Consider the following 21090-nt stretch of genomic DNA (forward strand, 5'->3'; position numbering starts at 1 on the left):
TTTCCAATAGTTAGACCCTAGATTGCCTGTACTTTTCCTGTCATCTACATCTAATGGCGACTTTGAAATGTGTTCCACAATGTTCCAGTCCCTTAATACCAGCCGGCAAAGCACTGTCAAGAACCAAACTCGATGCTCCGAGCCAATCAGAACACCATGTAAATCACTAGCAATTTGAAGGGAAAAATAGCATAATGGAAGCGGATAACTTAAAATCTTACACGATGGGAGTCGAATGCTATGAAGCACTTCACAAAAGGGTTCTTATTTGGCGTTGTTGCGACCGCTAGTGCCGTTGCCGGCGCAGTCTTTTCTTTCAAGAAGAAGGTCGTTCAACCAATCGAAGATCAAGAAGCTCGGTTCGAAGAAAACCGGAAGCTGGCTAACCGCAAGAGTCACGCCGCTCATCACAACTAAGTTCTACTAAGACCAGTTAGTTGGTCACTTTATCAGTGCATTAAAAAAGTGTGTCACCCGGAAAAATCCGCGTGACACACTTTTATTTTGTCTAATTCGTTTTCTTGGTCTTACCTTGCCAACGGGCGTAACCCGTTTTCAGAATTGAAATGTCTTTATAGCCTTCCTTGCCCAACAATAAGGCTGCCCGGGTACTCAATGCTTTCCCCTGGTCGTACAGGTATACGGGCAAGTCAGCCCGGATACCCGTATGGTAAGCCTTAAACGTGGAATAAGGAATATTGCGGGCCCCTAAAATGTGGCCGGCATCAAAGTCTTTCTTTTCACGCAAATCAATGACCTGAGCCTTACGCATGCCTTCTTGGAACGCGTCCTCGTCAATGACCGTGGCCACTTGGTTCCGGCGAACGATCGTAATCATTTGCCAAGCCGCCCAAGCGATGATCAAGACTAGCAAAATGATGGTGTAGACCATCATTCCTGAAATTGCTGCAATTACCAAACTAAATCGTCCTTCCTAAACCACTTGTTCTAGTTGCTCTTTTGGAACCGCAAAGCTAATGAAGCGGCACCGATAACCCCGGCGTCGTTCCCCAATTGTGCTAAGCGTAACTTCGTTGAGTCACGAACAGCTGGGAAGGCATTTTCTTGGAAATACCGCGTCGTTGGTTGTAATAAAGTGTTTCCGGCGTTGGAGACCCCACCACCGATGATAATGTTGGCTGGGTTCAAGATGTTGGCCACGTTAGCCAGGGCTAAGCCGAGGTAGAACGTTACCCGGTCAACAACTTGGTTGGCCAAGATATCACCGTTGTCGGCTAAGTAGAAGACCATCTTGGAGGTAACACTTTCCTGGTTGTCTTCCATTTCCTTCAAACGAGACGTGCCCATGAAGTCCTTGGCCATGTCGGCTGCCACGTGAACGACCCCGGTTGCGGAAGCGTATTGTTCCAAGCAACCGCGCTTGCCACAGGTACACAGGTAACCATTTGGTTGCACCGTAACGTGACCGAGTTCACCGGCCCCACCATTGATACCGTGGAGCAAGTGACCACCAGCGATGACCCCACCGCCGACACCAGTCCCTAAGGTAACGAAGACGACATCGCTGTCCTTTTCGCCGGCACCCTTCCAGTATTCACCCAGTGAAGCGACGTTAGCGTCGTTGTCCAGGATGAATTGCAGGCCTAAGCCTTCTTGGATTTGGTCACGGACTTGTTGGCGCTTCTTCCAGTTCAGGTTGAAAGCACCGATAACGGTTCCATTTTCAATATCGACAGAACCTGGCGTCCCCATCCCGATACCCAGGAAGTCGCTCTTGCTGAATTCTGAGTTGATAATATGTTGACTGATTGAATCAATGATGTTTGGAACGATGTGGCTACCTTCATCAGAGATGTCGGTTGGAATGCTCCACTTCGTCAGAATTTCTCCTGCAAGTGAGAGAAAAGCCATTTTCGTGGTGGTCCCACCTAAATCGATCCCAATTAAATTTCGTGCCATAACGCTAAATCCCTCCAATGGATTGGTGATTATCTCTTGCTCGTTGTTCCTCTAAACGGTGTTCATGCGTGAGAACGATCTTCGCTTGGACAAAGGTTGGATCATCCACCACCCGTGCTCTTCGGAGGTGGTCCAATTCCAATGCCATCACTTCGATATCCCAAAGTCGCTTACCGACGTACACATAAATACCAAATTTTTTAAGTAGCTGCTGAACATCATATAACGTTTTCATTGTGCCACAACCTCCATGAAATTGCACGAGACTTTTCGACAATTACTGGGCCATGCCGTGTAAATAAAGCCAGACCAAGCCACCAATCAGCACGATGGTGGCGACGATTCTTTTAACTGGACTAACCTTACCAATTCGTGGCACGCCGACGGTATACGCTATCAGGAAGCCACTAGCCAGGCCACCCAGGTGACCCGCTAAATCAATCCCTGGGGTGAACAGATCAAACGCAATGTTCATGACCACAAACGCTAAAAACGTCCGAGCCAACTGCCGGATACCTGGATTCTGCCAGAAGGATTCTCCTAACATCAGGAAGGCCCCAAACAGCCCAAAGATGGCCGTGCTGGCCCCCGCTGACAAACTGTCGGAGAAGCAGAAGGAGGCGACGTTCCCGCCGATACCAGCAATCAGGTACATCACGAGAAAACGTGTGTGTCCGAAAGCGGCTTCAATCTGCATCCCCACAAAGTACAGGGTGATCATGTTCATCAGGATATGGGTAAACCCAATGTGCAGGAACATGGGCGTAAATAACCGCCACCATTCCCCCTGTTGAATCAAGGCATTGAGCTTCGCCCCGAAGGTAATCAGGACGTTCACACTGGTACTGCCCCCGGCCAACGTCATCGCCAAAAAGACCAGGGCATTGATCACAATCAGACCAATCGTCATGTAAGGCGTCTGGTCCAAGCGCCGTAACCGGTATTTAAAATTCGTCACCGCAAGGCTTCCTTTCTATTGGACGGGCGCTGCCAAAACAGCGTCCAATAAGACATCGAAGTCCTCAACCGGCCAAGTGGGCTGCTGCACCTGTTGCGCCGGCAAAGCTAGCGCCACCTTGAACCCGTTTGTTCGGGGTAAATAACGGTCGTAATAACCGCCGCCAAAGCCCAACCGTTCACCGGTCGCGGCAAACCGCAGGCCCGGCACAATGATCAGATCAAATTCTTCTGGCTCGATAATGGCACCGTTGACCGGTTCCTGCAAGCCAAACGAACTGGTCGCAAACGTTGTTTGGTCATCGACCACGTGAAAGGCCATCTGCCGGTGCGGTAAGGTGACCGGCACCGCGATAGTTTTCCCCGCAGCTCGGGCACCGTCGATGATTGGCTGGGTCGCCAACTCAAAGTCCCCACTGATGGTCGTTGCAAGACGCTTAGCGGCCTGCCAAGCTGGTAACGCAAACAGTTGCTGGTACAACTCGGCCGACGCCGCCTGACGCTGATCAGCGGGCATGGTGGTCAAAGCTTGAATCGTCTGTTGCCGTAACAAGGCTTTGGATTGCATTGGTTTACCCCCTTGAGAGTTTTTTCAATAAAAAAAGGTGCGGACTCTCGCCCGTACCTTACTTAGTTTCACGATGCAAAGTTACTTTCCGGTCACGTGGGCAGTATTTCTTAAATTCAACCCGGTCCGGGTTATTACGCCGGTTCTTGCTGGATAAGTAATTGCGTTCGTGGCATTCCGTACATTCTAAAGTGATGTGTACACGCATTGTGGGTAACCTCCCAACTTGTTTAGAATTACAGGCTAGAGCCCTTAACTCGTAATATATTACCATTAATCGGCAGCAATTACCAGTGATAATCCTAAATATGTTAAGCAAAAATACTTAACAGCTGTAAAATCGCCGACACCGCGGGATTTTCGCCCGGAACACGATTTTTTCATTTTTTTGTTGCGACCCGCTCACTACTTAATGGTTGAGGTCGATTGGACCGTCTTCCAGTAAGCTGAGTAGATTTCCTTGGCCAACTTCATGTTGTTATCTTCGGCATTGACCCCTAAGTTAGGCATTGCCAAGGCAACAACCACTTGTGGATGCGTCGATGGTGCGTAAGAAGCCAGACTCAGCGTTACTGTTTCGTTACCCTTGTAATACGTTTGGGCCGTCCCAGTCTTGGCGGAGATTTCTGGTGAGATCGAAGATAATTCGTCCCCAGTCTTGTACGTGTTGCTCCCGTGAACCACGTCGTACAGACCTTCCGTGACTAATTTCTTCTGTGCTGCCGTCATGTCGATTCGGTTCAAGACCTTAGGTGTCACGGCGTTCTTCACAGCCCCCAGTGACCCATCGGACTTGGTCCCCCGAATGGACCCCACCACGTGAGGGGCAATTCGCGTGCCCCCGTTGGCAACCGTCGACATGTACTGCGCAACTTGTAAGACCGTGTAAGCATCGTAGTTCCCGAAGGACAAGTCCAACGCGTTCCCAATGTGGGCCTTACTGCTGGAGCCTCGTAACCCGGTACTTTCGCCTGGGAGGTCAATCCCGGTCGAGACACCCAACCCAAATTGGTTGAAGTAGCCCCGTTCCTTGGCGAAAATGCTGGTACCCATGGTCAAAGCCGCACCGGAAACGTAGTTAAAGTTGGCTTCCTTCATGGCTAATTGCATCATGTAGGAGTTGGAAGAAACTTCCAGCGCCGTGGATGCATTGACCGCCATGTCGGCACCGCCATTAGCGTTAAACCAGGACGCCTTCTTGACCCCACCAACTGTGATGGGTTTATCGGTCAAGGTGTTGTTGTACGGTGTGATCACACCATCCATTAACGCCCCTGAAACCATAGCACCCTTGACGACAGACCCCATAACGATGTCACTGTTCATGGCACCTAAGGCATTTGTCGTGATCTTACCTGTGGATGGGTTCCGGTCGACCCCGGCCATCCCAATGATGCCCCCGGTATTCGGGTTCATCACGATGGCATAGGTCCCAGTAGACACGCCGCCGGCACCAGATTCGGCCGAATGAACCAGCGTCTGCAGTTTCTTCTGGAAGTCAGAATTGATGGTCAATTGGAGGTTATCCCCCTTGGACCCACCATACTTCTTAACTTCCTTCGTCACGGTATTATTACCAGCGACTTCGACCTGCTTTTCAGCCTTGGTCCCCCGCAGAACAGATTCGTACTCCTGTTCCAGGTAGGATTGACCCACACTGTCATTCCGTGAGTAGCCTTGGGCCAACAGTTCGTTGACCTTGTCGCTAGGCAACCCGGTCTTTTCGGATGAAACCGTCCCAATGATCGACTTGATTGACGACCCGTTCGGATAGTTCCGTGACCAACTTGTCCCGACCTGTACCCCAGGCATTTCGGATAGATGTTCACCGATTTCCGCAATTTCCTTGCTGGAAACGCCGGAATCCTTGATGTAGGTGGTCGATAACGCGTAGGCCCCACTCATCTTAGCAAAAATGGCCGCCGCATTTTTCTGCGTTTTGGTCAATTTGAACGAAGAATCGTTTTCCAAATAAGTCAGTGCCTTGTTGTACATTTGCGTCGTGGACATGCCCTTGGTGCCGGACAACTTCTTCTCAACTGCCTTTAACCGATTGTTGTCGGTCAGGTAGTAGTCGATTGATTGCCGCGGCGTCAATGAACTGGTGGAGACCGTTAAGTACCGGCCTAACTTATTGGCAATGTCGTACATACTGGTGGACAGAACGTTGACCCCTTTGGTGTAGGAAATGGCTTGGTGGGCTTTGTTTCCCACTAATACCTTACCGTTGGAATCGTAAACCATCCCCCGTTGCACGTTGGTGGTTTCAATCGTGGTATCGGTCGAGTTGACCTCCGCCTTAAATTGCGACCCATACATTACTTGCAAATACGCCAACTGACCAATCAGCGCCGCAAATAACAGGGCAACAATGATGAAAAGAAAGTTCAACCGAAACGGGATCTCGGACTTCACGGGACCGTCACTCGACCGCTGATTTCGGTTGCTAACGCGATTATAAAAATTCTTCACAACAGCTCTGCTCCTTATTGTACAGCTACTATTCTACCAAACTTCGTGGCCAGTCACTATCCCACTTCAGAAATTTAAACAAACTATGCTATTCTAGAAGCCGGGATGGCTGACGCCCAATTGGTATTCTAGCATACTGTGATTCTCTCAAAAGTGACCTGCTCCCCATTTTACCAAAAATAAATAAATTATGGCGGTTTTTCTCTCTTCAAAATATTTAAGTGCAAATTGTGTTTGGACTGCCCGTTCCCGGCGGCGGGCTCAAGGTGCCCTGCTATGGGGCCGGTTCCAGCCTGAGGGTCGGGCTTCCACCTCGACTTTGTGCCTGAGGTGCGGTCACAAAGGTCGTCCCGTGGGCTAGGCTGGGAAAGTACCCCAGCCAAGTCCACCGACACAGCTGGACACCTTGGCCCGCCTCTGGTCACTCACATTTTCCTTAAATATTCTATCGATGGGGATTGGCCATATTTTATTTATGCCGGACGTAATCACTCCCAAAGGATTTTGCATAGCCACATTCCCGATAACCCATTGCCCACTCGTCAAAATAAGTATGTGCAAACAGGTCAATGGAATCGAAGCATCATTAAACCGAGCAATCCAGACACAAACTCACTTAGCTAATCGCGGCACAACATCCTCAGTCTGTCGTTAACCAGTTAATACATAAGAATCAGTACGCAACTCTAGCACCGCCTGTGGGCTAAACGTGCGGCAGCTTCCGGGATGGTGAAAATGAAACGTTTGTGTCAGTGACCAGAGGTGGGCCAAGACGCCCAGCTGTGTCGATGGTCTTGGTTGCGTGATTTGTTCGCAACTTAGCCCATGGGACAACCTTTGCGACCGGTTCTCAGGCTCAAAGTTGAGGTGGAAGCCCGCTTTTTGGCTGGAACCGGCCCCACAGCAGGGCGTCTTGAGACCACCGCCGGGAACGAACGCCACCGCGTTCCAATCCCATTTTCACCATCCCGGAAGCGAAAACAACGTCCGTTTAACTCATAACTAGTATTTTAGTTGAGTTCTGAAATATCTTTAAAAATATGACAATCCGGCCGCACAGCTGGCCCAGTATAGTATGATAAGAACTGGTCAATCTTTGACCACGCGTGGTCGCGTCACCTAACAACCCCGTTAGGCTGACCGCCACGCCAGCTTCGCCCTTAGGCTGGGTCTCCGGATTCACGCCGCAACACTAACGAACTTGCTTTTAAATTATTGAAAGATTGAGGTGGCTTCCTTGCAAGAAAAAAAACGACGTTGGTCGCTTACACAACGTCAATCCACACTTTTGGGTGCGTTCTTAACGCCCTTTTTATTAATGACGGCCTATTTTATCTACCGTCAGATGGCTCCATTTGGCTCGAGTAGTCTCTTAACGGTCGACCTGGGTCAGCAGTACATCGACTTCTTTGCCTATCTGCGGCGGGCCCTGTTGCACGATCCTAGCAGCATTTTCTACTCCTTTGCGAACGGCTTAGGTGGCGAAATGCTGGGGACCTGGTCGTACTACCTGCTCAGTCCGCTGAACTGGCTGTTACTGCTGTGTCCCGGCGCCTCGCTCACGACTGGGGTCTTCCTCCTGACCGTGATCAAATACGGGCTGGCCGGCCTGACCTTCGGCTGGTTACTGCTCAAGACGACCAACCAATCCGGTTTTAAACTGGTGACGTTGGCCACCGCCTACGCCTTGATGGGCTGGTCGATCGCCAACCAACTCAACATCATGTGGCTAGATGCGGCGTACCTGTTGCCACTGATTTTCTACGGCCTGTATCTGTTGATGCACACCGGCAAGTGGCGCACCTACGTGGTCTGGTTAACCCTCATGCTGGTCGTGAACTACTACATGGCCTACATGATCTGTCTCTTCTTGATTTTGGCATTCGTTTGGTTTGCCGTTGACCACTTTACCAACTGGCGACACTTCTGGGGTCAAACCGTTAAGTTTGCGTTAACCTCCGCTGTGAGTGGCCTGTTGGCGGCATTCGTGTTGCTGCCAACCTGGTGGTCCCTGTCGCAAAGCAAGGCCCAGTACACGGTCACGACCTTTAAGTGGAAGTTCGAATTTTTCCCACCGAAGATGATTGCCAAGTTCTTCATGGGTGCCTTCAACTTTGACCAAATGCCAGATGGGACCGCCAACCTCTTCATCGGCGCGCTGGCCTTACTCGGAAGTATTTTCTTCTTCGCGGACAAACGTATCAAGCTGCGCAGCCGGATTACCGCCGGCATCATCACCCTCTTCTTGGCACTGTCCCTCTGTGTTCAGCCCCTCGACCTATTGTGGCACGCGGGCCAGTTCCCCGTTTGGTACCCGTACCGCTTCTCATTTGTCGTCAGTTTCTGGCTGATTTGGTTGGCCGCGCAAACGCTGACAGACGATTTCGAACCCGGCTGGTTAGCCATTGCCGTCGCCACACTGATTATCGTGGCCGGCACCGCCTACGTGGCCTTGAACCTCAAGTCCTTTAAGTTCTTACAAATGAATCAAGTGCTCCTCGGCCTGTTCTTTGCCGTCTTGGCCCTAGGCCTAACGACGCTACCCGTCAAGCACCACTGGATCTACCCGCTGGCCTTTTTCGTCATCGGGATAACCGAGGTCTCGGCCAACGCCTTCATGTCGTTAAATAACATTAGCTACGTCTCTCAAGGCGAATACGGCAACTACACCAACGAGCTCCAGCGATTGGTCAACCGCGTGCAGAAGAAAGATCAGGGCGTCTACCGTATCGGCAAGACCTTCCTGCGGACCAAGGGTGATGCCTTTCAAACGGGTTATGCCGGCGGGGGTGTCTTCTCATCCGTCCTGCCAAAAGCCACGCCGACCTTCTACGGCAACATTGGAAGTCCGGATGGCGATGGCTTCGTTGAGTACAGCAACGGGACGCTGGTCACCGATTCCCTATTGAACATGAAATACTACTTCCAGCAAAAACAATTGTCCGGCGCTTTGAGTGGGACCAGCATGTTACCGGCGTCCACCAACAAGGCCGACCTGGCGGATTACCAGGCCGTGGGTCAAGACCAATGGGCCACGACCTATCGGAATCAGTATGCCCTGCCATTGGGCTACGCCGCCAATCAACAGATTTTAACGTTGAAGAATAAGACGGCCGACCCGGCACAGTACCAGTCTAACTGGCTGGCAGCGTTGACCGGCAAAGCCACGGACCAACACCTGTACACGGCGGAAAATTTTGACCAAGTGACGTTCCAAAACATCGCCCAACAGTCGAAGATTACCGGCGCCGTTTTACAACGGAAAAACCTATTGAAGCCGGCGAAAATTACGCTGACGTTTACCCCAACCACTAACGACGCGTACTACCTGACGTTTGGCTCCACGGTCAACTCGGATAACGCGACGTTCATCCTGAATGGTAAGACGCTGGATCAGTACAAGACCTACCGAAACACCATCATGGTCAGTGCCGCCGACCACGCCAAGGGCAAGAAACAAACGTTGACGATTCAGCTGAAGAAGGGCTCATTATGGCTGGATAACTTCACGCTGTATCAACTGAATACGGCGAAGTTCCAACGCGCCGTCACGCAGCTGAAGACGCAACCCTGGCACCTAACGAAACACAGCAGTCGCTATTTCCGTGGCACCATCACGACTAAGACGGCCGGTCAGGTCCTGAACACCTCTGTGCCGTACTCCACCGGTTGGCACGCCACCGTTAGCGGCAAGCGCGTCAAGACGTACAAGACGGTCGGCATGTTCACCGCCGTTAAGCTGCCTAAGGGGCAGAGCACCGTGACACTGTCCTACTGGCCACCGTTGTTGAATGCCGGGTTGCTGGTTAGTCTGGTGACGTTGCTGGGGCTGACAGGCGGCTGGTACCTCACCCACCGTCGTCGCGGTTAAGCTAGTCTTTCGGACGCCTCCGGACTAGTGAAAATGGGCCGTGACGCTGTGGGCGCACGTCTGAAGCCTGAGAAACGGTCTTCAGACTTACTTTGAGCCGAAACCCACGTCTCAAAGATAGCAGTTGTCTAAGCGGTAAACCGCTAAGGCAACTCCCACGGCTGAGCCCATTTTCACCAGTCCTGCGGCTCACACTTGCTTAACCCCAACGGATTGCTTGATTAATTGGCTTCACACTGATTAGGTAAAGCACCTCTGACTAATCATCAGAACTAATTATCCACGCTCAAACACCTCATTTAAACGTCCATGATTCAGTCCCAGTGACTAAACCATGGACGTTTTCTATATGGCGTCGTTACAGTTGATTTTTATCCTCTTCACCACCCCTGCGACTCATAATGGCTTAGTCCAACGAGTTGCCCGATGGCTACTGCTTATGCCAAATACCCCCGACCAAGTCCTAGCGACTTAATCGGGGGTATTTTTCTGTCTATTTATCCGGCTCTCACAATTTACCCGCAAACGAAAAAATCCGCCTGACCTTAAGTTGGTCAAACGAATTTGTTAGCGACTTACTTATCAAGTTCACCATTGTCGTCGTAGATGTATACGGGGCCATCTGTCTTGGCATCGTAATCGATGGTCAAATCATAACCGACGAAGAACCATTGGTCCCCTTCAGTGATGTAATAGGTCACATCGTCCTTCTTTTCCGCAACAATTGGGTGGCGGGGATGATCGTCTGGGGTCATGCCGAGTGAAAAGCCTTCGTGAACGGGCGTCTTGCCGTAAACTTTACCAAAGAAGCGAACGCCATGGCCAGTCATCCCCATGCCTTCACGGAACCATTTGCTTGCTGCATCAGTCACATTAATTTTCATTTTGATAGACTCCTCTTTGACAGACTGTGAATCCGTTTTCATAACCATTTATACCACGCCAAGCGGGTTCTTGGCAAGTATCCTTTCACTAACTGCATTATACACAATTAAATTGTAGTCTTCAATCTAACTGCTTAAAAGTAAGCAAAAAGGCGTCCCGACCGTGGTCGAGGCACCCTTTAAATTTCAGAACTATTTGAAAAAGTCGCGAAAACTTTTTTCTTATTCGACTGCCAGAATCTGAACGGTCATGTCGCCACCTGGGGTATCGAAAGTAACTTTTTCCCCGTTCCGGTGGCCTAACAGGCCCTTAGCGATCGGTGAGTCATTGGAGATTTTCCCAGACATGGGGTCAGCTTCAGCGGCACCCACGATGGTGTATTCTTCGGGTTCTTCATCAGGTAATTCCTTGAAGGTCACCTTTTTACCCACGGTGATTTCATCCTTGTCGCTACCATCGTTGTCGATGATTTGGGCGTATTGCAGCATGCGTTCAACGGTGCTGACCCGCGTTTCTAGCATACTTTGTTCGTCCTTGGCTGACTCGTATTCAGAGTTTTCTGAAAGGTCTCCGTAAGAACGCGCAATTTTAATCCGGTCAATAACTTTCGGCCGTTGAACCATCTTTAAGTCTTCGAGTTCGGCTTGGAGTTTTTCCTTACCTTCCTCAGTCATTGGATACATTTTATCTTGTGCCACACTGGCCACCCCTTTTAGCAAATTATAGTCTTGCGGTTCACCCACAAGTTGAAGTTTATTTTGATTGATAGAAAAGGTTAGCCGTTTTTACCAGCTAACCTGTCCTATTCTATATGGTTGTATCTGGATTGTCAAAAACTTGGTCATTGCCACTCGCTTCGAGGATTGCCCGAATCTTCGTGACTAACAGGTCGATAGCGACTTGGTTCTCGCCACCTTCAGGCACAATCAGGTCGGCGTAACGCTTGGTTGGTTCAACGAATTGATGGTAAGTTGGCTTAACCGTTGCCAAGTATTGTTGGATAACTGATTCCAGTGACCGGCCCCGTTCGTTCATATCCCGTTGGATACGACGAATGATCCGAATGTCATCGTCCGTATCAACGAAGACCTTGATGTCCATCAGGTCCCGCAGCCGTTCGTCATCGAGGATTAAAATCCCTTCCAAGATGATGACGTCCCGTGGTTCCTGGTGAATCGTTTCCTTGCTCCGCGTGGACAACGTGTAGTCGTAAACGGGCTTCTCAATGGGTTCGTAGTTCAACAATTGCTTCAATTGTGAAATCAAGAGGTCGGTGTCGAAGGCTAAGGGGTGGTCGTAGTTCACGGCAGCCCGCTCTTCCATCGTCATGTCATCTTGATTGTTGTAGTACGAATCTTGTTGCAAAATCATGATTGAATGCCCAATCAATTGATTGAAAATTGCCCGACTTACGGTCGTTTTGCCACTACCGGAACCCCCGGTAACCCCAATGATAATCGGTCGTTTCTTGTTTGCCAACACTGTCGCCATCCTTTTATTTATTATCGCTTGCTAGTGAACTTGTCTTTTCTTGATGCTGTGCATAAGTCTGGGAGAAGTAAACCTTCCCCGTCTTGGTATTCGCGATGAAGTAGTAGTACCCCTTCTTCTGGTCCTTCGGGTGTAAGACTGCTTTGATCGATGACGTGCTAGGGTTTGCAAATGGCCCTGGCCCGTAACCCGTGTGAATGTACAGGTTATACGGTGACTTCACCTTCAGGTCCTTGTAAGTCAGCGTCGACTTCGTGGTCTTCAAGGCATATTGCACGGAAATGTCAGATTGTAAGGCCATCCCCGCCTTGATACGGTTGAGGAAGACCCCGGCAATCTTGTCCCGGTCGGACTGTGTGACCCCTTCGCGTTCAACCAAGGAGGCTAACGTCAAGGTTTCTTGCACCGTGCGTTTTTCCTTCTTGATGGTGGCGTAACTACCTTGCAGGTTCTGATCCGTCTTCGCAACCATTTCGGTCACCAATTGTTTCAGGGTCATCTTCTTGCCGGCTTGATAGGTTGCGGGGGCTAAATAACCCTCTAACCGGTACCGCACCTTTTTGGCCGACTTGGCGGAGCTCAGAAGTTGCGGATATTTCGCCGCTAATTCATTGAAGAACGTTGGGCTCTGCATCAAATTCATAAATTCTTTTTTGGTGAAATCCGTCTGAATCGGAATCTCAGCCGCAATCTGGTCGACCGTTTCGCCTTCACGAACTAGCACCTTCCCAGACGTACTCTGAATTGGTTCCGCCGAACCACCCTTCTGTAACTGCGTCGCAATTTGCTTCAGGGTCATGGACGGTTTCAACTGGTAATACCCAGCCTGGAAATTCGTAAACTTATTCGATTTCACGTAGTAGTTAAAGACCATACCGCTCTTAACCACTTTTTTGTCTTGCAGGATCTGCCCAATCTTATTGGACGTTGCCCCCATCGGCACGTGAACCTGAACCACATTGTTATTGCTAGTGTCCATGGGTTTCAAAGCCGTCTGGAAGTAATGATAGCCAAAGAACCCAATGACGACTGCCAAAAGCACTAGCAGACTTGCCACGCCGATCATGATACGCCGGCCAAACGACCGTTTCTTCCCCGATTCTTGTCGCGACGGGGTAGGATTTGTGCCATTATCCAACTTATTTCCTCCGTTCTATGCCATAGTCTTCTCTATTATACAGAAATTCCGGCCCAGCGGAAACCTGAAAAGCAGATTTTGAAGAAATGTAACAAAGAGTGCGGAGCGAGGCGCTTAGACTCTGAGCATTAACGTCGACTAAGTGATGACCCCGGGCTTGGGTCATTACTTAGTCGGGGTTAAGCGCAGGAGTCTGGCTCGCGGAGCACGTTTCAGAGGTCGCAAGTTTCCGAATCTAAAAGCGAAGAACCTGTCAAACGACCTAAATCAGTCTGAATCAGTGACGTTGCCCCGGGCTTGGGTCATTGCTTAGTCCGGGTTAAGCGCAGGAGTCTGGCTTGCGGAGCACGTTTCAGAGGACGTATGTTTCCGAATCTAAAAGCGAAGAACCTGTCAAATGACCTAACAATCTAACTATCTAACAATCAATTCAAACATAAAATCAAACCGACGCCCCCACTTCAACGTCCTCACAATCCACCCAAACCAGCAGCGCATCTTTTTTGGCCCCAACTAGTGTCAGCCGCAGGGCTGGGAAAGCTGGGCCGGTCGTGGGAGTGACCAGAGGCGCGCCAAGATGCCCGGCTGTGTCGATGGCCTTGGCTGGGGTCCTTTCCCAGCCTAGCCCATGGGACAACCTTTGAGACCGCCCCTCAGGCTCAAAGTTGAGGTGGAAGCCCGCCCTTTGGCTGGAACCGGCCCCACAGCAGGGCATCTTGAGCGCGCCGCCGGGAACGGACGCGACCAGGCCCGGTTTTCACCAGCCCGGAGGCACAAACAACCAGTTTGACCGCGCAAAAAAAACGCGCTAGCCATCCCGAAGGAGAGCTAGCGCGTTTCATGAAATCATTAACGAATTTCAGCGCCCAAGTCGTCTTGCAGCCGCTTCTCAACCTTTTCAAAGGCCTGAGTCACGACATCATCGACTAAGGTTTCGTGCTTGTCTTGGAACGTCAACGTGTAAGCCAAAGACTTCTTGCCCTTTGGCACCTTGACGCCATCGTAAACGTCAAACAGCTTGACGGATTGTAAGAACGCCCCGCCCCGCTTTTCGATCAATTCAACGATTTGGTCGTTGGTCACGTCGTTGTCGACCAGCATGGCCACGTCACGCGTGATGGCTGGGTAACGTGAGATCACGTCGTATTGGTTTTCCTGCTTAGGCATATCAATGATGGCCTGCAGGTTCAATTCGAAGACGTAAGTGGCCCCAATCTTGAATTTCTTGGCAATCGTTGGGTGAATCTGCCCCATGAACCCGATCCGGTGACCGTGAACTAAAATGTCCGCTGTCCGGCCTGGGTGCATTTCTGGCATGTCCGTGTTGGCCACATAAGTCACGTCACCGTTCACAGCCATATCCTTGAGGTAAGCTGCGACGATTCCCTTAACTTGGTAGAAGTCAACGGGGTGGGCAGGGGCATCCCAAGCGGTTGGCAACAGCGTCCCGGTAATGGCACCGGCGATGTGTTCCTGTTCGCTAGGACGCTCCGTCCCGTCCTCACGGTAGAAGACCCGTCCTTGTTCGTACAAGGCCACGTCCTTCACCTTCCGGGCACTGTTGTAGGCGATATCGTCCAACAGACCGGTGATGACGTTCATCCGCAACACGGCGTGGTCCACGCTCATTGGCCAAGCCAACTTGGTGACCTCACTTGGTTGCATCAGGAACATCTTAGCCTTGTCTTCCGTCGTCAACGCGTAGGAAATGGCTTGGTTCAACCCTAAGCCCTCTAAGGAGTGGCGAGTTGCCCGCATCAATTTCTGTGACGTCGTCAGTTCGCCCATGGTCATGCGACCCGTTGGTAACGTGGCTGGCAATTCGTCGTAGCCGTAGATCCGCGCGATTTCTTCCAGCAAGTCAGCTGGAATGTGAATATCGTTGCGACGAACGGGTACCGTGACCGTCAGCTTTTCACCGTCGGCAGTCACGTCACAGCCCAGCGTTTCCAAAATGTGGGTGACCTTGGCTTGATCCAAGTCGGTCCCCAACACAGCGTTCACGCGGCTCATGGTAATGTCGATTACGGCTGGTGCAGGCACGTTGTCGGCAGCAACGACCGTCCCCGTTTGGACAGTCCCACCGGCCAATTCGTCCATCATCTGAGCAGCAGCGTCTAAGGCGTCTTGCAAGCCAGTCCGGTTCACACCACGTTCGAAGCGTTGTGACGCATCCGTGTGTAAGTTATGCCGTTGCGCAGCCTTACGGATGTGGTCGTGTTCAAACACGGCGGCTTCGATGGCAACCGTGGTCGTGCCATCAGCAATGGCCGTGTCCAGGCCACCCATGACACCGGCTAAGGCGATTGGGGCCTTGTCGTCAGCAATCACAATATCGTTGACGTCTAAGTCGTGTTCGCCTTCGTCCAGGGTCGTCAGCTTTTCGCCGGCCTTAGCGTTCCGGACGTAAACGTCTTCACCCGCAAATTTATCGTAGTCAAAGGCATGTAGGGGTTGACCATATTTCAACATGATGTAGTTGGTGATATCCACCACGTTGTTGATTGGCCGGTAACCGGCGTTCCAGAGACGAATTTGCAGCCACATGGGACTTGGGGCTAATTTAACTTGCTTGACCAAGCGCATCTTGTATTGGGGAGCCAAGGACTCATCCACGTGAATGCTTAATTGGTCCGCAATCGGTTCACCGGCTTCTTTAACGGCTGGTTGATCGAACTTAACGGGCAGGTCATAGATGGCTGACAGGTCATGTAACGTCCCGTACAGGCTCAACATGTCCCCCCGGTTAGGCGTCACGTCCAAGTCGATCAGACTGTCGTTCATCCCCAAGTAATCGTAAACGTCGTCGCCAGGCTTGGCATCGGCCGGCAGCACGTAAATGCCATCCGCGTATTCCTTAGGCACAACAGCTTCGGGGAAGCCAATTTCTTGTAAGGAGCAGATCATCCCGGCAGAAGGAATGCCGCGCATCTTGGACTTTTTGATCTTAACGTTGCCGGCAATGCGTGAACCAGGCAGGGCCACGATGACCATCTGACCTTCCGCAATGTTAGGCGCGCCACACACGATTTGTAAGGGGGCGTCTTCACCGACGTCCACTTGGCAAACGTGTAAGTGATCGGAGTCCGGGTGAGCTTCAATGCTCAGGACGTGGCCGACAACGATTTTCTTTAAACCGTCGCTAGGCTTAACAACGCCGTCTACTTCAACGGACGTCCGTTCAATTTTTTCCGCCAAGTCAGCAGGCTTAACGTTTAAATCCAGGTATTCTTTAATCCAGTTGTATGAAATCTTCATGGTTGGCGGTTATCCTTTCTTCGTGAATTGGTTGAGGAAGCGAACATCATTGAGGTAGAAGTTCCGGATGTCATCCACCCCGTACTTCAACATGGCGAACCGGTCAGGACCGACCCCAAAGGCAAAGCCGCCGTAAACATCGGCATCAACGCCCGCCATCTTCAAGACGTTCGGGTGCACCATACCGGCACCTAAAACTTCGATCCAGCCCGTATTCTTGCAGACCTTGCAGCCCTTACCGCCACAGTTAAAGCAGGTAATGTCGGCTTCAACGGAAGGTTCCGTGAATGGGAAGTAGCTGGGCCGTAACCGCACATCAAATTTGTCACCAAATAATTCGTGGGCCAGAACTTGTAACGTCCCCTTTAAGTCAGCCATGGTAATGTGCTTGTCGATAACCAAGCCTTCCACCTGATGGAATTGGTGGGAGTGGGTCGGGTCATCGGTATCGCGCCGGTAAACCACCCCTGGGGAGATCATCTTCAAGGGGCCCTTGCTGAAGTCATGCGTTTCCAGCGTCCGGGCTTGCATTGGCGAGGTCTGTGTCCGCATCAAGATTTCCTTCGTGATGTAGAAAGTATCTTGCATGTCACGGGCTGGGTGATTCTTTGGCAAGTTCATCATTTCAAAGTTGTACTTGTCTTCTTCGACTTCGGGACCGCTCAGGACTTGGTAACCCATGCCCAAGAAGAGGTCTTCGATTTGGTCGATGATTTGTTGGATCACGTGGGGTTCACCCTTGGCAACCGGCGTCCCTGGTAAGGTCACGTCGATGGCTTCGTTTGCCAATTTGGCATTCAAAACCGCGTTTTCCAGTTCTTCACGCCGCTTAGCTAAAGCCGCCGTCAAGTCATCCCGGATTTCATTGGCAAATGCCCCAACCTTAGGCCGTTCTTCAGCATCTAAGTCGCGCATCCCCCGTAAAACCTCGGTGATGGGGCCTTTTTTACCCAGTAACGATACCCGGACCTGGTTCACGTCTTTCAGATCGCCAGATTTTTTAATTTCCGCGAGACCGCGTTCGTGCAGTTCGTTTAATTTATCCTTTAACGACATACGTCATCCTCCATTTTCTTTGGTCAAAGCGCCACAATTCTTGGGCAAACAAAAAAGCCCCGCCCCCATAACTAGGGACGAAGCTTCGCGGTACCACCCTGATTCAGCTAAAAGTTTAGACTCTTAGCCACACTCAGAAGTGATAACGGTCATTCACCGGAAAATCATTCATCGTGTCGCCACGAATCCCGATTACAACTCAAGAACTGAATTCACCCAGTAATTTGAAGTTTGCTTCCAATCTAGGCAAACTCTTCCTGACAAATTGCACCGGCTACTGCTTTTCTATCATCGTTTTTAATTATTACGCTATCTTAGCCTAGCGGATTTTGTCGCAACTGTCAACTATTTCTGGTCGGCTTCCGTTGGACAATACCACTTGTCAGACCACGCGTGAACCGCGGCCATAATGTCTTTGAACTCTTCGCCCTTGTCCGTCAATTCGTATTCGATCAACGCGTTGTCGGGGAACGTGCGACGAACAATCACGCCGTTAGTTTCCAATTCCTTCAAGCGTTCCACCAGAACCCGATCACTACAACGGGGAATGTTGCGGGCTAAGTCACGGAAGCGTTGCGGTCCCTCATGAAGGAGGACATCGATAATTAATCCGTTCCACTTCTTACCTAAAAAAGAAAAGGTTTGTTCAAATCGCGGGCAAAGCTCAAAGTCTACCGTTGGTTCGTCCTGCGCCTTTGATGACATCATTTGCATCCTTATCCTGCCTCCCATCCATGTTTCCCTGAAACTAGGCGTTAGGCGTTACTTTGTTCATTAAGGCTTCCACTCGCTTACGGGCTGGCCCACAGAATTCGTGAACGGCTTCGTAATCATCTACTAGGGAAACAATCGCACTTTCCCGGTATTTAGGCATAGCGAGCGTTGCGCCCCACATGTGCTTCAAGATAATATCCTTTTCCATGGGGCTCAGGTCCGTTAATTTTTCAGCGTTCCGCAAAGCCACTCGTGGATGGATAAACGCGTGCGACCCTAGATTGAACTTCGTCGTGCGCCAATCATAATAAAATAAATCATGTAACAAACCACCCCGTGCGGTGGCCCGGGTGTTTAAGCCAAGTTTCTTTGCAATCAGGTAACTGTTATACGACACTGAAATACAGTGGGACAAGCGGTCAGAGTGATGGTGTTGCGTGTAATTCGCCAGGCGTTGAACCGGCTCCTTTGCCAACAGATCAGAAACTAAAGCCAGGTACTCGGGGTCATCACGCCAAGTCAGTTTGGTCATAGAATGCTTCCTTTTCATTTAAAATTATGATTTTCAGTCTTCTTAACCCTATATCTTACTTACTTTTCACCAAATTGCAACCATCTTGCTTGGATTTCACCCGGGTTAAGCCTTTCTTTACCTTTATCCCTTGTGTCAGACCTGTAAAATTGGGTGCCTGATTTGCGTTCCCGGCGGTGGGCTCAAGGTAGTCTGCTGTGGGGAACGGCTCCAGCCTGTGGACCGGGCTTCCGCCTCGCCTTTGAGCCTGAAAAACGGTCTCAAAGGGCGTCCCGTGCTCTAAACTGAGAAACCCACTCAGTTTAGAGCACCGACACAGCTGCCTACCTTGGCCCACCTCTGGTCACTGACATTGGCCACGCCATTTTTACAGGCCTGACGATGGTGTTTGGTTTTATCAACTGATTTAGATGTATCTTTTTTAGAATGTTTAAGTGTCTCAAAACAAGGCACTGCCATTCAATTTAATAAACATTAATCAGACACAACAATAGTGCATCGAAAGAAGAACCATCCATAGTGGCTTAGAAAACTAAACCAGTCGTAAAAATACCAAGATACGAGAACGTGACCAGACACTACAATTCGTTGTACAAGGCCCGTCGACATGTCCGCCGACAATCACAGGTTGAACCCGTGTCAGCCGCAGGGCTGGGAAAACTGGGCCGGTCGTGGGAGTGACCAGAGGCGAGCCAAGGTGCCCGGCTGTGTCGATGGCCTTGGCTGGGGTCCTTTCCCAGCCTAGCCCATGGGACAACCTTTGAGACCGCTTTTCAGGCTCAAAGTTGAGGTGGAAGCCCGCTCTTCGGCTGGAACCGGCCCCACAGCAGGGCACCTTGAGCTCGCCGCCGGGAACGGACGCGACCAGGCCCAGTTTTCACCAGCCCGGAGGCGATGGCAACGACAAAGTTCAACCCCTTATTGGACCAGGCGGAACATGACGACGCCGGCTGCCACCGCCACGTTCAACGACTCTGCCTGCCCCTTAATCGGAATGTACAGGTTCCGCGTCGTCATTTGCTGAAGGTCGGGCGCCATGCCGTTCCCTTCGTTACCCATGACAATGGCCCCAGCAGTCAGCTGTGGCACGTCCCGGTAGCTCTTAGCATTCCGGTCCAGGTTCGTCCCGTAGACGGGCAGGTGCCGGCCGGTAAAGGTACTGATCCAGTCGTGCAGGTCGGCTTCGACCAGTTGAATGTGGAACTGACTTCCCTGCATGGACCGGAGCACCTTTGGCAAGAACCGGCTGGCGGTCCCTTTCCCAAAGACCACACCGGTCAGGCCAGCGGCGTCTGCTGTGCGGACCATCGTGCCAATGTTCCCAGGGTCCTGAACGTAATCCAGAAATAGCCAAACCCCCTCAGCCGTGCTGGGGTCACCCACCGTATCCTTGGGAAGTGGCACCGTCGCGAAAATCCCTTGTGGCGTACCCGTATCCCCAATCGTTTGGGCAATGCTGTCGGTCAGCTCGTAGGTGGCCACGTTGGCTGGCAGTTCCGCCGCGTGTTCGGCCAATTGGTCGGCCGTTCCCATAATGGCAGTCAGTTCATGTTTGGCCTTGATGGCTTCCTGAACCAAATGCCAACTTTCTAATAGGTAAGATTGCGTTGCTTTACGACCTTTTTTTGTGTTTAAGGCCCGCCACTGCTTGACCTTTTTGTTCTGTCCCGACGTAATTTTTTCAGTCAACTTGATTACTCCCATTCTTTGATCACCTGTTTACCGCTAATCCGTCTGACCACTCACCGTTTATGATGAGCCATCGGACCCGCGTCCGGTATGCTTTCTTTTTTCTAATTTTACCATACCACTGGGCAGGTCCGACCACGCGCGGTATGATTAAGCTAAAAAATAAAGGAGACTTTCGATGATTACCCAAGAACTCTTAGTCAGCGGTCGCGTCCAAGGCGTGGGCTTTCGTTACTCGGCCAGCAAACTTGCCCAACACCTCGGCGTGACCGGGACCGTGCAGAACCTTCCCAACGGCCAGGTGGCCATCGTGGCGAGTGCGGACGCCGACGTGTTAGCGGACTTTGGCCAGCAATTACGCACCAATCTCTCCCCCTGGATTCAGGTCAGCCAGCTCAAGATTACCGACCGTGTGCCCCAACATTTTACGACGTTTCGGATTATTATTTGAAAATGCCCGCTAAATCAAGTAAGATGTTTGATGTTAACGGCATTTTGCCGCTGGGGGCGTCCGCGCTCTACATGTTTAATTTAAAAGG

At 51.0% G+C, this 21090-nt stretch carries 19 protein-coding genes; 3 read left to right on the forward strand and 16 right to left on the reverse strand.

What is annotated here, in order from left to right:
* The first annotated feature begins 240 nt into the window (after nucleotides 1–240).
* Complete coding sequence (locus ACEPST_RS13595) at nucleotides 241–417, forward strand: DUF3042 family protein (RefSeq protein ID WP_125765969.1); 177 nt, start codon at nucleotides 241–243, stop codon at nucleotides 415–417.
* Nucleotides 418–508: 91 nt separating this feature from the next.
* Here the strand turns inward: ACEPST_RS13595 and ACEPST_RS13600 are convergent, their stop codons facing one another.
* The 7 genes from ACEPST_RS13600 to ACEPST_RS13630 form a co-directional block, all read right to left on the reverse strand.
* Nucleotides 509–919, reverse strand: a complete 411-nt coding sequence (locus ACEPST_RS13600; RefSeq protein ID WP_204120830.1) for a rhodanese-like domain-containing protein — start codon at nucleotides 917–919, stop codon at nucleotides 509–511.
* Nucleotides 920–948: 29 nt separating this feature from the next.
* Complete coding sequence (locus ACEPST_RS13605) at nucleotides 949–1920, reverse strand: ROK family glucokinase (RefSeq protein WP_125765971.1); 972 nt, start codon at nucleotides 1918–1920, stop codon at nucleotides 949–951.
* A 4-nt stretch (nucleotides 1921–1924) separates the two neighbouring features.
* Nucleotides 1925–2155 carry a YqgQ family protein gene (locus tag ACEPST_RS13610; RefSeq protein WP_203638758.1) on the reverse strand — a complete coding sequence of 77 codons (231 nt, stop codon included), beginning with the start codon at nucleotides 2153–2155 and terminating at the stop codon, nucleotides 1925–1927.
* A 42-nt stretch (nucleotides 2156–2197) separates the two neighbouring features.
* Nucleotides 2198–2878, reverse strand: coding sequence for a rhomboid family intramembrane serine protease (locus tag ACEPST_RS13615; protein WP_239064487.1), 681 nt, complete (start codon nucleotides 2876–2878; stop codon nucleotides 2198–2200).
* A 15-nt stretch (nucleotides 2879–2893) separates the two neighbouring features.
* Complete coding sequence (locus ACEPST_RS13620) at nucleotides 2894–3445, reverse strand: 5-formyltetrahydrofolate cyclo-ligase (RefSeq protein WP_204120831.1); 552 nt, start codon at nucleotides 3443–3445, stop codon at nucleotides 2894–2896.
* A 58-nt stretch (nucleotides 3446–3503) separates the two neighbouring features.
* Complete coding sequence (gene rpmG / locus ACEPST_RS13625; protein WP_011667723.1) at nucleotides 3504–3653, reverse strand: 50S ribosomal protein L33; 150 nt, start codon at nucleotides 3651–3653, stop codon at nucleotides 3504–3506.
* Nucleotides 3654–3850: 197 nt separating this feature from the next.
* Nucleotides 3851–5917 carry a peptidoglycan D,D-transpeptidase FtsI family protein gene (locus ACEPST_RS13630; protein WP_204120832.1) on the reverse strand — a complete coding sequence of 689 codons (2067 nt, stop codon included), beginning with the start codon at nucleotides 5915–5917 and terminating at the stop codon, nucleotides 3851–3853.
* A gap of 1228 nt (nucleotides 5918–7145) precedes the next feature.
* On the opposite strand from ACEPST_RS13630, the gene ACEPST_RS13635 reads away from it, so the two are divergent.
* Complete coding sequence (locus ACEPST_RS13635) at nucleotides 7146–9788, forward strand: YfhO family protein (RefSeq protein WP_395390443.1); 2643 nt, start codon at nucleotides 7146–7148, stop codon at nucleotides 9786–9788.
* Between the two features lie 575 nt (nucleotides 9789–10363).
* Here the strand turns inward: ACEPST_RS13635 and ACEPST_RS13640 are convergent.
* From ACEPST_RS13640 to ACEPST_RS13680, 9 genes are all read right to left on the reverse strand, one after another.
* A complete protein-coding gene (locus tag ACEPST_RS13640; protein WP_204120834.1) occupies nucleotides 10364–10672 on the reverse strand; it encodes a HesB/YadR/YfhF family protein in 309 nt (102 codons plus the stop codon).
* A 222-nt stretch (nucleotides 10673–10894) separates the two neighbouring features.
* Entirely contained in the window at nucleotides 10895–11371 is a 477-nt protein-coding gene (greA, locus tag ACEPST_RS13645; protein WP_203645252.1) for a transcription elongation factor GreA, read from the reverse strand.
* A gap of 109 nt (nucleotides 11372–11480) precedes the next feature.
* Nucleotides 11481–12164 (reverse strand): uridine kinase, encoded by a 684-nt coding sequence (gene udk / locus ACEPST_RS13650; RefSeq protein ID WP_373300822.1) that lies wholly within the window; start codon nucleotides 12162–12164, stop codon nucleotides 11481–11483.
* Between the two features lie 4 nt (nucleotides 12165–12168).
* Nucleotides 12169–13302 carry an endolytic transglycosylase MltG gene (gene mltG, locus ACEPST_RS13655; protein WP_236000745.1) on the reverse strand — a complete coding sequence of 378 codons (1134 nt, stop codon included), beginning with the start codon at nucleotides 13300–13302 and terminating at the stop codon, nucleotides 12169–12171.
* A gap of 849 nt (nucleotides 13303–14151) precedes the next feature.
* On the reverse strand, nucleotides 14152–16560 hold the full coding sequence (gene pheT / locus ACEPST_RS13660) for a phenylalanine--tRNA ligase subunit beta (protein ID WP_204120835.1): 2409 nt from the start codon (nucleotides 16558–16560) through the stop codon (nucleotides 14152–14154).
* Nucleotides 16561–16569: 9 nt separating this feature from the next.
* Nucleotides 16570–17616, reverse strand: a complete 1047-nt coding sequence (gene pheS, locus ACEPST_RS13665) for a phenylalanine--tRNA ligase subunit alpha (protein WP_203638767.1) — start codon at nucleotides 17614–17616, stop codon at nucleotides 16570–16572.
* 345 nt (nucleotides 17617–17961) lie between these two features.
* Nucleotides 17962–18330, reverse strand: coding sequence for a winged helix-turn-helix transcriptional regulator (locus tag ACEPST_RS13670; protein ID WP_203645256.1), 369 nt, complete (start codon nucleotides 18328–18330; stop codon nucleotides 17962–17964).
* Nucleotides 18331–18364: 34 nt separating this feature from the next.
* On the reverse strand, nucleotides 18365–18862 hold the full coding sequence (locus ACEPST_RS13675) for an HD domain-containing protein (protein WP_203645258.1): 498 nt from the start codon (nucleotides 18860–18862) through the stop codon (nucleotides 18365–18367).
* A gap of 918 nt (nucleotides 18863–19780) precedes the next feature.
* A complete protein-coding gene (locus ACEPST_RS13680; RefSeq protein WP_204120836.1) occupies nucleotides 19781–20551 on the reverse strand; it encodes a TrmH family RNA methyltransferase in 771 nt (256 codons plus the stop codon).
* Between the two features lie 178 nt (nucleotides 20552–20729).
* Here ACEPST_RS13680 and ACEPST_RS13685 point away from each other — a divergent pair, with 178 nt between their 5' ends.
* Entirely contained in the window at nucleotides 20730–21002 is a 273-nt protein-coding gene (locus ACEPST_RS13685) for an acylphosphatase (RefSeq protein ID WP_204120837.1), read from the forward strand.
* Nucleotides 21003–21090 lie beyond the last annotated feature (88 nt).

The sequence above is a fragment of the Levilactobacillus sp. FUA 3915 genome, assembly GCF_044053135.1.
GTDB classification, from domain to species: Bacteria; Bacillota; Bacilli; order Lactobacillales; family Lactobacillaceae; genus Levilactobacillus; species Levilactobacillus lanxiensis.

Bases quoted from the DNA above. Each gene is read 5' to 3' on its own strand.
- rpmG (WP_011667723.1), bottom strand. From the start codon at position 3,653: ATGCGTGTACACATCACTTTAGAATGTACGGAATGCCACGAACGCAAT.
- pheT (WP_204120835.1), bottom strand. From the start codon at position 16,560: ATGAAGATTTCATACAACTGGATTAAAGAATACCTGGATTTAAACGTT.
- udk (WP_373300822.1), bottom strand. From the start codon at position 12,164: ATGGCGACAGTGTTGGCAAACAAGAAACGACCGATTATCATTGGGGTT.
- ACEPST_RS13640 (WP_204120834.1), bottom strand. From the start codon at position 10,672: ATGAAAATTAATGTGACTGATGCAGCAAGCAAATGGTTCCGTGAAGGC.
- ACEPST_RS13620 (WP_204120831.1), bottom strand. From the start codon at position 3,445: ATGCAATCCAAAGCCTTGTTACGGCAACAGACGATTCAAGCTTTGACC.
- ACEPST_RS13670 (WP_203645256.1), bottom strand. From the start codon at position 18,330: ATGCAAATGATGTCATCAAAGGCGCAGGACGAACCAACGGTAGACTTT.
- ACEPST_RS13675 (WP_203645258.1), bottom strand. From the start codon at position 18,862: ATGACCAAACTGACTTGGCGTGATGACCCCGAGTACCTGGCTTTAGTT.
- ACEPST_RS13685 (WP_204120837.1), top strand. From the start codon at position 20,730: ATGATTACCCAAGAACTCTTAGTCAGCGGTCGCGTCCAAGGCGTGGGC.
- pheS (WP_203638767.1), bottom strand. From the start codon at position 17,616: ATGTCGTTAAAGGATAAATTAAACGAACTGCACGAACGCGGTCTCGCG.
- ACEPST_RS13610 (WP_203638758.1), bottom strand. From the start codon at position 2,155: ATGAAAACGTTATATGATGTTCAGCAGCTACTTAAAAAATTTGGTATT.
- ACEPST_RS13595 (WP_125765969.1), top strand. From the start codon at position 241: ATGAAGCACTTCACAAAAGGGTTCTTATTTGGCGTTGTTGCGACCGCT.
- ACEPST_RS13605 (WP_125765971.1), bottom strand. From the start codon at position 1,920: ATGGCACGAAATTTAATTGGGATCGATTTAGGTGGGACCACCACGAAA.